The 12,636-nt window shown below is 45.3% G+C and carries 13 protein-coding genes and 1 other annotated feature; of the genes, 7 read left to right on the top strand and 6 right to left on the bottom strand.

The annotated features are described in order from the left end of the window. Positions 1–120: 120 nt before the first annotated feature. The gene (locus tag A6K76_RS17190; RefSeq protein ID WP_281181439.1) at positions 121–252 is read left to right on the top strand and encodes a hypothetical protein; all 132 of its coding nucleotides are present in this window, start codon (positions 121–123) and stop codon (positions 250–252) included. After that, positions 245–1,123: an S-layer homology domain-containing protein gene (locus A6K76_RS08535; RefSeq protein ID WP_066464090.1), complete on the top strand. Its 879-nt coding sequence runs from the start codon at positions 245–247 to the stop codon at positions 1,121–1,123. The genes A6K76_RS17190 and A6K76_RS08535 overlap by 8 nt, the downstream gene beginning before the upstream one ends. Before the next feature lie 48 nt (positions 1,124–1,171). On the opposite strand, the gene A6K76_RS08530 is transcribed toward A6K76_RS08535, so the two are convergent. Beyond that, complete coding sequence (locus A6K76_RS08530) at positions 1,172–1,696, bottom strand: tubby C-terminal domain-like protein (protein ID WP_066464088.1); 525 nt, start codon at positions 1,694–1,696, stop codon at positions 1,172–1,174. A gap of 121 nt (positions 1,697–1,817) precedes the next feature. Here A6K76_RS08530 and A6K76_RS08525 point away from each other — a divergent pair, with 121 nt between their 5' ends. Further along, complete coding sequence (locus A6K76_RS08525) at positions 1,818–2,579, top strand: hypothetical protein (protein ID WP_066464087.1); 762 nt, start codon at positions 1,818–1,820, stop codon at positions 2,577–2,579. A gap of 21 nt (positions 2,580–2,600) precedes the next feature. After that, positions 2,601–3,110: a hypothetical protein gene (locus A6K76_RS08520; protein WP_066464086.1), complete on the top strand. Its 510-nt coding sequence runs from the start codon at positions 2,601–2,603 to the stop codon at positions 3,108–3,110. 212 nt (positions 3,111–3,322) lie between these two features. On the opposite strand, the gene A6K76_RS08515 is transcribed toward A6K76_RS08520, so the two are convergent. Beyond that, positions 3,323–4,828, bottom strand: a complete 1,506-nt coding sequence (locus A6K76_RS08515; RefSeq protein ID WP_066464085.1) for a hypothetical protein — start codon at positions 4,826–4,828, stop codon at positions 3,323–3,325. Between the two features lie 182 nt (positions 4,829–5,010). Between A6K76_RS08515 and A6K76_RS08510 the strand changes: the two genes are divergently transcribed. Beyond that, complete coding sequence (locus A6K76_RS08510; protein ID WP_066464084.1) at positions 5,011–5,856, top strand: DegV family protein; 846 nt, start codon at positions 5,011–5,013, stop codon at positions 5,854–5,856. 67 nt (positions 5,857–5,923) lie between these two features. Here the strand turns inward: A6K76_RS08510 and A6K76_RS08505 are convergent, their stop codons facing one another. Then, entirely contained in the window at positions 5,924–6,601 is a 678-nt protein-coding gene (locus A6K76_RS08505) for a type 1 glutamine amidotransferase (protein WP_066464081.1), read from the bottom strand. A gap of 160 nt (positions 6,602–6,761) precedes the next feature. Here A6K76_RS08505 and A6K76_RS08500 point away from each other — a divergent pair, with 160 nt between their 5' ends. Together A6K76_RS08500 and A6K76_RS08495 are read left to right on the top strand one after the other, a co-directional pair. After that, positions 6,762–7,463: a YjjG family noncanonical pyrimidine nucleotidase gene (locus tag A6K76_RS08500; RefSeq protein ID WP_066464413.1), complete on the top strand. Its 702-nt coding sequence runs from the start codon at positions 6,762–6,764 to the stop codon at positions 7,461–7,463. Positions 7,464–7,686: 223 nt separating this feature from the next. Beyond that, positions 7,687–8,670, top strand: coding sequence for a diaminopimelate dehydrogenase (locus tag A6K76_RS08495; RefSeq protein WP_066464079.1), 984 nt, complete (start codon positions 7,687–7,689; stop codon positions 8,668–8,670). Between the two features lie 312 nt (positions 8,671–8,982). Here the strand turns inward: A6K76_RS08495 and A6K76_RS08490 are convergent, their stop codons facing one another. The 3 genes from A6K76_RS08490 to A6K76_RS08480 form a co-directional block, all read right to left on the bottom strand. Continuing rightward, the gene (locus tag A6K76_RS08490) at positions 8,983–9,258 is read right to left on the bottom strand and encodes a GNAT family N-acetyltransferase (RefSeq protein WP_066464077.1); all 276 of its coding nucleotides are present in this window, start codon (positions 9,256–9,258) and stop codon (positions 8,983–8,985) included. Positions 9,259–9,320: 62 nt separating this feature from the next. Beyond that, the gene (locus tag A6K76_RS08485; RefSeq protein ID WP_066464075.1) at positions 9,321–10,895 is read right to left on the bottom strand and encodes a 2-isopropylmalate synthase; all 1,575 of its coding nucleotides are present in this window, start codon (positions 10,893–10,895) and stop codon (positions 9,321–9,323) included. A gap of 50 nt (positions 10,896–10,945) precedes the next feature. Next, positions 10,946–11,157, bottom strand: a binding site (T-box leader). A gap of 58 nt (positions 11,158–11,215) precedes the next feature. Next, positions 11,216–11,974, bottom strand: a complete 759-nt coding sequence (locus tag A6K76_RS08480; protein WP_066464074.1) for an NRDE family protein — start codon at positions 11,972–11,974, stop codon at positions 11,216–11,218. Between the last annotated feature and the right edge of the window lie 662 nt (positions 11,975–12,636).

Below are 12,636 nucleotides of genomic sequence, written 5' to 3'. Positions count from 1 at the left end.
GGAGTCCGCCTCTCGTTTCAAGCAACCTTTATGCGTCAACCCCAGCTTACGGTGATGAACCTTTTTATAGGAGCAAGTCATATGAAAAGCCCTTGCTACTTCAAACAAAGGGGGAAGAGGATGAAAAAAGTAATCGCGTTATTTGTTTGTATCATCGCATTCGTGGTGATGCCAAACAGCTCACAGGCATCTGCCTTTAACGATGTTTCCTACACGCATGCACAATATCCAGAAAATTATGTATTTGTATAAAAATAACGTGCTAGGCAACGATCGTTCTTCGTTTAATCCGAAACATGCGATGACGCGCCAAGATTTTGCGGTCATGATGGTGAAGGCGCTAGGGCATAGCGAAGTTGCACCGGTGAATACGCAATTTAAAGATGTGACAAAAAGCAATGCTTCATCTGGTTACATTCAAATTGCGGTAAACAAAGGGATTATTAAAGGATATGAGGATGGTACATTTCGTCCGAATACGACGTTAAACCGCGGGCATGCGGCGACGTTTTTAAGCCGCGCGTACAATTTTAAAGCAGGCTCGAAAACGTTTAAGGACGTTGGGAAATCACACACAGCATATAGTGCCGTTCAGCAGCTCGTGCAAGCGAACGTCGCAAACGGCTATGAGGACGGTACATTCCGCCCGAACAATACGTTAACACGCGCACATGCGGCGGCTTTTTTAGCGCGTACGATGAAATATTTTAGCGGCGAAAAATTCCCGTTAACAGAAGCGGACGTATTAAAGCGCTTGAAGCAAAAAGGGTATTGGCCAGACGGATTGTATGCGCATGTTGACGGTTGGCAAAGCGAAGGGGTATACCGTGTACAAGTGTATCAAGATACGCCATTTCAAACGTTTACGTACGATTGGTATGAAGTAGACCAACATACAGGCTTAATTGAGCCGATGTTTGGGGATAAAATTAAACACAATTTAACACAAGATCAAGCGCGTCGTTTATTATTCAACGAAGGGTATTTACCGAAAAACGCTACGTTAGATCAATCGTTCATCAGTGGAAGTAGCTATTTCTTCCGCTATTTTTTACCGCTACAACAAACGAGCATGACGTTCATCGTCGACCGTTATACGAGTGAAGTAGAGATGGATATGTAATGAAAAAACGTTAGAAAGAGCCGAAATGGTTCTCTCTAACGTTTTTCTTCACCCGCCGATAAAGAGCGTCGTTTGCGCAATGCCGATGTAGTGCGCATGTGTCATCATCGGGTGTTCCTTTACGATGTCGAGCGTCATATGAAACAGCTTCGATTCCTCGTCAAATTCGGCGTTCCAGCGCGCGTATTCCGTGTCGCCTTCTTTAAAAATCGACCAGTCGTCAATGTTTTTATGCAGCTCCATTTTTAAGCCGTCGTCGCGGTGAATGTGCAGCTCCGGAATCATGACGAACTGGCCGTCGTACGTAATCATAAAGTCGTGCGCCGCATCACTCGCCTTATACCAAATACGTCGTCTGCGCGCATATTTTTTAATTTGAAATAGCAGCTCACCGTTCATATCGTGTACGTGATATTCGACAAAATAGTGAAAGTCGAGCATCGCGTCAAAAAATTTTTTTAAGCGGTTGCTGTAGACGCGCGAAACCGTCAAGACGTTTTGTCCGTCACATACAATGGGTACAGGCTTTGTAGAATCAATTTCAGTCGTTTCGGTATACGTATAAATGGTCATGTTTTTCCCTCACTTTGAACATTTAGTATAGCAAAGAACGATTGCGTATGCACATGTGTAAATCGTGTATGCGCTCACTGAATGCGTTAAAGTGCAATTGAATTTGTGGAGGTTATGTAAAATGAAATGGTTTGAACAACAAACAGTGTTAGCGAATTTTTTTAGTGTGCTGTATAAAATCCCAACTGTGAAAATCGACCGCGATGCTTTTTTAGCGGAGCAGTTTGAAAAGTCGTCAATGAAGCATACGATCGTTGCGCAAGGTCCAATCGCAGCGGGCGTGACCGAGAAGGAATTAAACAAAATGGCAAAGCGTATCATTAATAAGCGCACGCGTCAGGCGACGACCGTTTCGTTTGCGGCAGGTTTACCAGGAGGCATTGCGATGGCGGCGACTGTGCCGACCGATACGATGCAATTTTTAGCAAACGCACTGAAAATGGCGCAGGAGCTTGCGTATTTGTACGGCTATCGCGATTTTTGGGCGCTGCAAGACGAGGCGCGAAAAAATGAGTTGCTTTTATTTTTAGGCACGATGCTTGAAGTAAAAGGTGGTGCGGCATCTATGCGCTTGTTGACGACGCAGCACGCAAATGACGTCGCGCAGCATATGTCGTTTTCGGAAGTGGAGCGCGCGATGTATTGGCCAATTTTAGGCGAAATTGCGACTGTCATCGTTGAAAAAATTACGAAAAAAACGATGGCAAGTGGCATTACGAAATTTATTCCGCTTGCAGGTGGCTTCATGTCAGGTGGCATTACGTATACGGCATTATCAAACATGGGCGAGCAACTGCATAACGCACTGCGCGACGGAATCGATTATACAGAAGGAAAAATGCAAGCGGACGTCGAATTAATTAAGCAAGCAATGCCGAAATGAACAGAAATGTAGGTGAATCGATTGGCTATTTTTTTAGCAGAAGCGGTCAAATTAAAAAGCATTTTATTAAAGAAGCAGCGTGATTTACAGTCGGAGCGTCATCGCGTCGCATTTAAAACGGTCGAAAAAGGCGAGCAACCAGTACGAGAAGGGCGCACGATGCAAGACGTTGAGCACGAGCTACAACTTGTGCGTGACGACATCCGCCTGCTCGATAAGCTCGTGTATGTCGCCAATACGGAAAATACCGTATCGTTTTTCGGCGAGGAGCTCATGCTTGTCGAGGCGATCGAGCTCGCAAAGCAAATGCGCGTCGAAGCGGAGACGTTGCGTGACTTTTCGATGCGCGACAAAGAGGAATTGCAGCACGGATTCGGGGAAACGCCGATGTATGAAGTGGCGCTATACGACCCACACGAATATTACGTGCGAGCAGAAGAAATGGAAAAGCGTGCGCATAAATTATCAAACGCCATTAACGCAAAAAACTTCCAAGTAACGGTCGATTTTGATGATTCGCGCTATATATAACCTAGGGCGGTGAGACTCCAAACTAGGCGTTTACAGCACACAAACTTTTCTAAACTACGACAAACCAATTTCTATTGACCATTTACACAGTGACCAATAACCAATGACCAACTATGGACAATGGACACTCTCAATTTAAAATGAGCAATACTTGCGTGGGCTGTAAACGAAAGGCTGTACGAACGTCGATTTGACGCGCGTACAGCCTTTTTTTACGCTAAATAACGATAATAAATTTCGTGTGCGATGCTGTCGACATTTTTCAGCTGCGTCACAAAGCACTTTTGCTTCGCTTGCTGGCGCTTTAAATAGTCGAACACGCGCTCATATAAGCTATGGTTGCAATAATGAATCGCTAAAATGACAACATCGTAATTGAGCAGCTTTTTCTCGTCGAAGTTCAGCTCATCTGGCCCGATAAACAAGCTAACAGATGGCAAACGTTTTTTCAGCTCTTGGTGGAAGTTTTGATGACCACCAACGACCGCGATTTTTAAATGAGCAAGGGCGTCGGCAATCGTTTGCTCCTGCTCTTCCTCCTCGGTCGTTTGGAGCTCGCGCTGCAGTTGCATCATCATCGTCTGCATGTTTTCAAGCAGCGTCAGCGCATTCGCATGAGGCTGTGTATTTTCGAGCAAAATGTCGCGCTCGAGCGTCAGTTCCTCGAGTTCGTTTTGTAGCTTCGATAACGCAAGCTTCGTATCCTTTACTTCCTTTTTCTCACGCGTTAACGCTTGTTCGAGCGATTCAATTTGCTTGGCGGCTTGTTGTAGCTGTTGCTTTAGTGCGGCAATTTCCTTCGGTGATTCCTTCATAGCAGGTGCGGCTTTTGCGGGCTTTTGTTTTTTCGGCTCCAGCTTTTGAGGGGCAGCTGCACGCATTTCGATTACCGGCATGTCCGCGCTCGCAAGCTGAAGCAGTGCCGCTTCGACGACGAGCTGCGCAAAATGCTGTGTGCCTTCATGCTCGCGAAGTGCTTGTGCCTCCTGTTCGCTCACATATGTCGTCGCAAGCAGCTGCTCAATGTGCATGCCGCTTTTACGAATGAGCTGAGCTGTTTCATTTGGGATGTCCGCGCTATCGCAAATCGTAATGAGTGCAACGTTTCGCTCATCAGCTGGCTGTTGTGCATCAAATTGCGTTAAGGCGATAAAGCGCTGCTGTAACGCCTGCTCCTCCTTTAACAGCGCGTTAATGCCGCGAATAGCGGTCAACGTTTCACCGTGTTGTGCAAGCGTAGCGAATGATTTTCCTCGGTCGAGTATGTAAATGAAATAATAAAGTAGCGCAATTTGCGTTTCCGTGTAGCGATTCCACGTCGGCAATAGCTCGCGTTCTTTTGCGAATTGAATCGCTTGCTCGCTCGATTCAATGCGGCGGTTTTTGCGCTCAATTTCTTTTGGGAACGATTTAAAGGCGTCGTTACATAATACGTTACGCAGCATGAATAAATAATTAGTCAGCGCCTTGTCGCGGTCGTGCATGGCGTAAAAACGTCGTAATAACAGCTCTAGCATCGTAAAGAGCGCTTTTCGTTTGCCAAGCCCGACTTGCAACGACTGAACGGCATATTGTACGTCAAGCGGCACAACGCCTTCCCCCGTATGCTCATATTTGCGCATTTGTTCGCGTATGTATTTTTCGGTATGTGGCATCGTGGCAGCTAAATACATACCTTGCTGAAGTGCGAGTAAAAAAAGATCTTGTTCGGTTTTCATAAAAAAATCCCCTTTATATAGAAAATTATGGATATAAATCTATTGTACGCGACGTCTATTCATTTGACAAACGATACAAAACAATGTAAAAATGAGTAGTTTTCGACAGTGTGCATATGACAAATATCAATTGTCGTTTTACAAAAAAGCGTTAAAATAAAACTGGAAGGGTGGAAATAACGATGAGAATTTTAACAGATAGTGCATGTGACTTACCATTAGCATATTTACAACAACACGAGGTGACATTTTTTTCATTGCGTGTCGAGCTAGACGGTCATGATTATGCCGACATTACAGACATTCAAGCCCCAAGCATTTACGAGGCGTTACGATTGGGGAAAGAGCCAAAAACTTCTCAAGTGTCACCAGATGCATTTTATGAAACGTTTGAACAAATGGCTAAAAATGGTGAAGAAGGCGTGTACATTGCTTTTTCATCTGCATTGTCAGGTACGTATGCGACAGCGGTCATGATGTATGAGCAAGTAAAAGAAAGCTATCCGCAATTTATTTTACATATAATTGATAGTAAAAGCGCTTCACTCGGACAAGGGCTTGTCGTGCAAGAGGCAGTGCGCGTGAAGGAAAGCGGTGCCACGTTAGACGAGCTTGTTGCGCACATAACAGCATTTGCGCCGCGTGTTGAGCACATTTTCGTTGTGGATGATTTGCAGCATTTAGCACGCGGTGGACGCATTTCAAAATCGACAGCGTTCGTCGGTGGCTTATTAAACATTAAGCCAATTTTAGAAATTTCAAAAGAAGGCAAAATCGAATCACTCGATAAAGCGCGTGGGCAAAAGCGTGCGATCAAGCAAATGATTGCGTACATGAAGGAGCGCGGCGTCAACTTACAGCAACAAATGATCGGCTTATTGCACTGTGCCGACGACGCGCTATTACAGGAGTTAAAACAAGCGATCGAAGCGGAGTTCCAGCCAAAAGGTTTCGTGGAATCAAACGTCGGTGCAGTCATTAGCTCACACGTTGGGCTTGGCACGTTTGCGGTATTTTTCCAAAGCTAAACAAAAGTGTAAGCTAAAGCGTTATTAGGAATGCATGTTCCCGATAACGCTTTATTTTGTGCCAATTTTACATAAATCGCAGTCGTGTTTGCAAGTGCCGCACGATGCGTTCAATTAAGGCGTGGTGGCTCGGATCAATCGGAGCGGCTGCAACTTGCTCCTTCGTCATCGTAAAGTAGCCGTCCACTGTGAAAAATGCGCCCTCGTGTTGAAGCAATGCATGACGTAGCGACTCGTCTAGCTCTAAATGAAACTGTAAGCCGATGACACGGTCTGTATGCAAAAACGCTTGTTGCTCGCAATAAACGGTGCGATAAAATACCATTGCCCCCGGAGGTAGCGTAAATGCTTGCTGATGGAAGTGAAACGGTCGAAGCGTCTCCGGGAATAACCCGAACGGAAGCGGCCGTATCGCAGGTTCAACAGGGAAGTAGCCAATTTCTTTACCGGCGTGATTTGGATAGACGATGCCACCGATAATGCTAGCGATGAGCTGTGCGCCGAGCCCGATTGCTAAAATCGGTCGCTTTGCATCGATCGCCTCTTTTAAAAATGCTTTTTCCCGATTGAGCCACGCTTCTTGCTCATTGGCGCTTTGTGGACCGCCGAGTACGATAATGAGCCCAACATCGTCTAAGTCAGGATAAATCGGATTGTCGTATGCATGAATGATGTCGCCATCGATGATCGTATGCAGTACACCGCCATGCCAATACGGTGCATGCTGTAAAAAAATTGTTTTCATTTTGTTCACCTCACAAGTAGTATAAAGGACGCGGAAATAAGGCGCTACTTTCATATGTTACGTATGATATACTACATAATTAGAAAAAGTATGTTAGCATAATGTTTACATGCTTTCTGAAAACGCCATATACAACATATTGAAAGAAGGAAATAACATGATGAAGCAATATACGACGCTTTTATTTGACGTCGATGATACGCTGCTAGACTTCGATGCAGCAGAGGCGGTTGCATTACCGCTCGTATGTAAGGAGTTTGGTTTAACGTATTCAGAGGAGGTGCGCAACTATTACCGCGCTGTAAACGATGAGCTTTGGCGTGCGCTAGAGCTCGGACATGTGACGCGCGATGAATTGCTCGGTACACGCTTTACGCGACTGTTTCAAGCGTTCGGGCATACAGTGGACGGCAGCGTAGTCGATGAGCGTTACCGCGATTATTTGGTCGTTGGTCAGCAATTCGTACCAGAGGCGGATGAAGTCATTCAAACGCTATCAAAGCAGCACGATTTATTTATCGTCACAAACGGCGTAACGATGACGCAGCATAAGCGATTAGAGCACGCGGGCATGAAGCATTTATTCCGCGACATTTTCGTGTCAGAAGAAACTGGTTCTCAAAAGCCGATGCGCGCATTTTTTGACTATGCTTTCACGCGCATTCCGCAATTTGATGCGACGAAAACGTTAATTGTTGGCGATTCGTTCGGCGCAGACATTGTCGGTGGCTACAACGCAGGCATCGATACGTGCTGGCTAAACGCAAAAGGAAAGCCAAAAACAGCGGACATTCCGGTGACATATGAAATTAAAGCGTTACGCGAGCTATATCGCATTTTAAATATTCCTCAAATCGTATAAATGTAAAATGAGTGACAGCTCGTCTGTCGCTCTTTTTTGTCGTTTTTGGCACGGTGCAATACGTTACAGTTATAATCGTTATATGTGCTATACATATTATTTATAGCACAAATCTTATTTTTTTGAAAAAAACAATTGTGGCTTTTTATACAAAAAGGTATGATAGAACATAAATTCGGTGTCAATTCAGAATTGAATGACAACTAACATGGAGGCATACATAATGACAAAAACACGTATTGGTATTATCGGCTACGGTAACTTAGGTCGCGGCGTTGAAGCAGCGATTACACAAAATGACGATATGGAGCTAGTGGCGGTATTTACTCGTCGTGCACCAGAGAGCGTTTCAATTCAAACAGCAGGCGTAAAAGTGGACCACGTTGATAACGCAGAAAGCTACAAAGATGCGATCGACGTAATGGTATTATGCGGCGGTTCAGCGACGGACTTACCAGAGCAAGTACCACACTTCGCACAATGGTTCAACACAGTCGATTCATTCGATACACACGCAAAAATCCCTGAATTTTTCGATGCAGCAGACGCAGTAGCATCTAAAAATGATACAGTCGCGATCATTTCAGTAGGTTGGGATCCAGGTTTATTCTCATTAAACCGCTTATTAGGTGAAACGGTATTACCAAAAGGCGAAACATACACGTTCTGGGGCGACGGCTTAAGCCAAGGTCACTCAGATGCCGTTCGTCGCATTGCAGGCGTGAAAAATGCAGTGCAATACACATTACCGATTACAGAAGCGGTTGATCGTGTACGCGCTGGTGAAAACCCACAATTAACAACTCGTGAAAAGCATGCGCGTGAATGCTTCGTCGTATTAGAAGAAGGCGCAGATGCAGCAGCGATCGAAAAAGAAATTAAAGAAATGCCAAACTACTTCGCAGACTACGACACGACTGTAAACTTCATTTCAGAAGACGAATTAAAAGCGAATCACTCTGGTATGCCACACGGTGGATTCGTCATCCGTTCAGGTGAATCAGGCGAGGGCGACAAACAAATTTTAGAGTTCTCGTTAAAATTAGAGTCAAACCCAATGTTTACATCAAGCGTATTAGTTGCATACGCTCGTGCAGCACACAAATTAGCAGCGAAAAAAGATTTCGGTGCAAAAACAGTATTCGACATTCCGTACGGCTTATTATCACCAAAATCAGCAGCGGAATTACGTAAAGAGTTACTATAAGACAAAAACGGTATCGGGGAATGGTCTCCGATGCCGTTTTTTCGTTATGGAGCTTCGCGCTTGCTTGCGGACGCTTTCCAGGGGGAACGGCTCGAGCCTTGTTAGCACAAGTCTCTCGGCACGTTCTTTTCCCCTAGGAGTCGCCGCTGCACGCGCTATGCTATTTTCGCTACTCAAATTGCGTATGGTGCTAGGGGAAATATTTTACGAGCGTATAAACTAGATGTAGAACATGCAACCATAAGCGATATGAATCATTTATAAAACGAAAAAGCGCTAGAGGACACAGTCACCTCTAACGCTTTTTGCTGTTTATACTTCTAAGTCGCTATATTTATCCGATGTGTTGAACTTTTTCACAACGTACGGGCATACGGCTTTCATTTTGTAACGATGCTCACGTGCGTATGTTGCCGCTTCGTCAAGTAGCTGCTCGCCCATATTTTGCCCGCGCAGTGAATCATCGACATATGTGCCGTTCATGATCATCACGTTATCGTCTAGTTGCCAAACGATGCGCCCAACTTGTTCACCGGCACTGTTTTTTACTTCAAAGCCGCGTTCGCTGTCCATTAATTGAATTGACATGCCAATTCCTCCTTCATATGTAATCACTCACATAATGATTACATTCCACGAAATGTGCTCGCTTAAACGTTCGTCGGCTGAAGCTGTGCGACGATAATGCTGTTAATGGCGTTAATGTAAGCAAGTGCAGAGGCGCGTAAAATGTCCGTATCGGCTGCTTTGCTCATATATTGTTCGCCGTTATGCTCTAATGTAATTTTTACTTTACCGAGCGCTTCCTTGCCACGCGAAACGCTTGAAATGTTGTACTCGACAAGCTTGACGTCAATTTTTGTGACGCTCGCAATGGCAGAGTATAGCGCATCGACTGGGCCTGTACCGCCAGCAGAAGCAGCAAACGTATCAGCACCGCGCTTCATGCGAACTGACGCAGAAGGGAACGTCGAGTTTGAAATGACTTGTAAATCGTCTAAATCGTAAAATGAATCGCTAAACTGTGTGCGTGACGTATTTTCCGCTTCATCTGTTGCCTCGTAGTAGCTCTCAACGATGACGTATAAGTCGTAATCGTACACTTCCTTTTTCGCGTCGGCAAGCTGTAAAAATCGCTCAAACACCGCTTCAAACTGCTCGTCCGTCTCTGGTAAAATGCCAAGCGTCGATAGCGCATTTTTCACCGCATGACGACCTGAGCGCGCCGTTAACACAAGCTCCATATCGTCTAAGCCGACATCTTCTGGGTGCACAATTTCGTACGCATCACGCGATTTTAATAAGCCATCTTGGTGAATGCCTGATGAGTGGGCGAATGCGTTGTCGCCAGTAATCGCCTTATTCACCTGCACGTCAAGCCCCATAAAGCTCGACACTAAGCGCGACGTATTCATAATTTCACGCGTGTTAATGTTCGTCGTCGCGTTAAACACATCTTGTCGCGTTTTCATCGCCATGACAACTTCCTCAAGTGCGGCGTTACCTGCACGCTCGCCAATACCGTTAATCGTCACCTCGACTTTGTCAGCACCGTTTTTCACAGCGGCAAGCGTGTTCGCCGTCGCCATGCCAAGGTCGTTATGGCAATGCACCGATAAAATAACGTCTGGGTTCGTATTTTTCATGCGGTCGTTGAGGCGGTAAATTAAATGTCCCCATTCGCCTGGGTCTGCGTAGCCAACTGTGTCTGGCACGTTGATCATCGTTGCGCCTGCTTTCATGACCGCTTCAATCGTTGACCATAAATATTCAAAGTCCGAGCGTGATGCGTCCTCCGTTGAATATTGAACTTGTGGGCAAAGCGTTTTTGCATATTTCACCGCGTCGACGCCGATTTGTAAAATTTGTTCCTTCGATTTACTGAATTTTTTCTCCACATGAATGTCAGACGTACCAAGCACCATATGGATCATTGGGTTTTGCGCATATTTCACCGCTTCGTACACGCGGTCGATGTCGTATTGCACCGCGCGAGCAAGTGCTGTAATCATGATGTCCGACGTGTTGCCGACGCGCTCCGCAACCGCTTTAACCGCCTCGAAATCACCTTGAGACGAAGCAGGGAAGCCAGCTTCAATAATATCGACGCCAAGCTTCTTTAACTGCTGCGCAATCTCTACTTTTTCATATAAATTGAGCTTTGCACCAGGCACTTGCTCACCGTCACGTAATGTCGTATCGAACACTAAAATATTTCTTGTCATTGGTCATTCCCCCTATAAAATAATAAAAAAAGCCCGCCGCTATCGATGACGATAGAGACGAGCTTGAACTCGCGGTACCACTCTATTTGAGCAAAATTGCTCCAACTTTGGCGTTTTGTAACGGGCACGACCCGATCGCCGCTATTTACTTCACGGCAATAGCTCCTGGACGAGTTCAAATTGTGTCACTGCTAGCTTCCACCAACCGCTAACTCTCTATAAGCTGACATGCAATTTTACTACTTCCAATCAACGCTTGTATATTTGTTCCTTAGTGTAGCCGATTGACTTTCAGTTTGTCAACAATATTTTGAAAATTTCTACAATAGGCACGTCGCAAAGAGTGTTTTTTCCTCTACATACGTCGTTGGCTGCCCGTTGTCGTACGTTTGCTCGATAAACGTAAAATGTTGTTCGTCACTTCGTATGTAAGTCGTGCAGCGCGTGCCATAACCTTCAAACGCAATGAAAATGGATGACAGCTTTTCTTCCATTTCAAGCGGAATACCAGTAGCAGGTAATTGGTCGATCGGTGCACGCTCAGGCTGCTGCATGAGGCGAATAAATGCTTCAGGTGCTGCGTCGCTTTTATATAGCGGAATGAACTGCTCACGGACGCGCACAACTTTTGGCCAAGGCGTGCCGAGCGTGTCGTTACAAAGCGTGTAATAGCCGGTCGCAAGCTTCGTCATATCGTTAAAAATATTATTGTAATGATAAAATTCGTCGCCATCAAACAGTAAAATGTTGAAGCCGCCGTACAGCTCGCGTTCTTCTTTTAACACGTCGATAAAGTCGCGAGCACGCACATCGCTCGTTAAAAACTTCGTCACGAGTTCACCGCGCGAACGGTCACCGAGTATGCGACTTTGCGGATGACGCACGTTCGTTACTGCAGCGAAGCGTCGATCTTTCGTTACGGCAAGCCACGCACCACCAGCTTGCGCGTCCTGACCGGCGAACAAGCCATTGTCCCAATAATGCGCCGCAATGGCAGGGCGATTCGTAAACTCGTCGCGGTTTGCGATCACCGTATAGCTTTTCGTCTCCTCGTGAAATGCTAGTTGAATTAAGCACATAAACATCCCTCCCTATAGTCATTATCGTAGCAAGTTGAACGCAAAAAAGCGAGCAGCTCCGTCTGAAAAATTCAGTGGAACGCTCGCTATATTAATGCACTATTGGACTGCACGTCACTTCCTCCTAGTAGTCGTTGTCGTCAAACTCTACGCCGAAATCTTCCTCTTCGTATAAGTATGCGTTGTCGTTGTCCTCGATTGCTTCGTACGTGTAAATAATGTTTGTCATGTTGTTTTGCCCCTCTCGTTTAAGTTAATTGTAGTGTAAGTTATTTTTAAGATTTTGTAAATGTCTAAATTGTTAGAAAAGTTTGAATAAGGAAAGTTTTGAAAACGTCACCATAGTTGATGCGACGCGAATGAAAGCGGTTGAAAACTTTTTGAAAATAATTTTTTAGCGATGTAGATTAGCGAGTCAGTTGGCAGTTTGCGCACGGAGAATTATGCTACACGTTTTATTAGTCGGCTCTTCACATCGAGGCACGCTTTCCGCGAAATGTGTCCGCCGAAACAAAAGAACGGTTACAGCATTACATTCAACGAAAAAACAAATTTCGCACAAACTGTTCAACAACGACATGATACATGTCATATGACAAGAAGTGACAAATACGTCTATGGGCTAGCGATAAAACGCGACATAATAAGAGTAACAAAAGACG

Source organism: Caryophanon latum, assembly GCF_001700325.1.
GTDB lineage: Bacteria > Bacillota > Bacilli > Bacillales_A > Planococcaceae > Caryophanon > Caryophanon latum.
This window is presented reverse-complemented; position numbering and strand designations above follow the sequence as displayed.

Bases quoted from the DNA above. Each gene is read 5' to 3' on its own strand.
- A6K76_RS08480 (WP_066464074.1), bottom strand. From the start codon at position 11,974: ATGTGCTTAATTCAACTAGCATTTCACGAGGAGACGAAAAGCTATACG.
- A6K76_RS08500 (WP_066464413.1), top strand. From the start codon at position 6,762: ATGAAGCAATATACGACGCTTTTATTTGACGTCGATGATACGCTGCTA.
- A6K76_RS08490 (WP_066464077.1), bottom strand. From the start codon at position 9,258: ATGTCAATTCAATTAATGGACAGCGAACGCGGCTTTGAAGTAAAAAAC.
- A6K76_RS08505 (WP_066464081.1), bottom strand. From the start codon at position 6,601: ATGAAAACAATTTTTTTACAGCATGCACCGTATTGGCATGGCGGTGTA.
- A6K76_RS08530 (WP_066464088.1), bottom strand. From the start codon at position 1,696: ATGACCATTTATACGTATACCGAAACGACTGAAATTGATTCTACAAAG.
- A6K76_RS17190 (WP_281181439.1), top strand. From the start codon at position 121: ATGAAAAAAGTAATCGCGTTATTTGTTTGTATCATCGCATTCGTGGTG.
- A6K76_RS08525 (WP_066464087.1), top strand. From the start codon at position 1,818: ATGAAATGGTTTGAACAACAAACAGTGTTAGCGAATTTTTTTAGTGTG.
- A6K76_RS08515 (WP_066464085.1), bottom strand. From the start codon at position 4,828: ATGAAAACCGAACAAGATCTTTTTTTACTCGCACTTCAGCAAGGTATG.
- A6K76_RS08495 (WP_066464079.1), top strand. From the start codon at position 7,687: ATGACAAAAACACGTATTGGTATTATCGGCTACGGTAACTTAGGTCGC.
- A6K76_RS08485 (WP_066464075.1), bottom strand. From the start codon at position 10,895: ATGACAAGAAATATTTTAGTGTTCGATACGACATTACGTGACGGTGAG.
- A6K76_RS08510 (WP_066464084.1), top strand. From the start codon at position 5,011: ATGAGAATTTTAACAGATAGTGCATGTGACTTACCATTAGCATATTTA.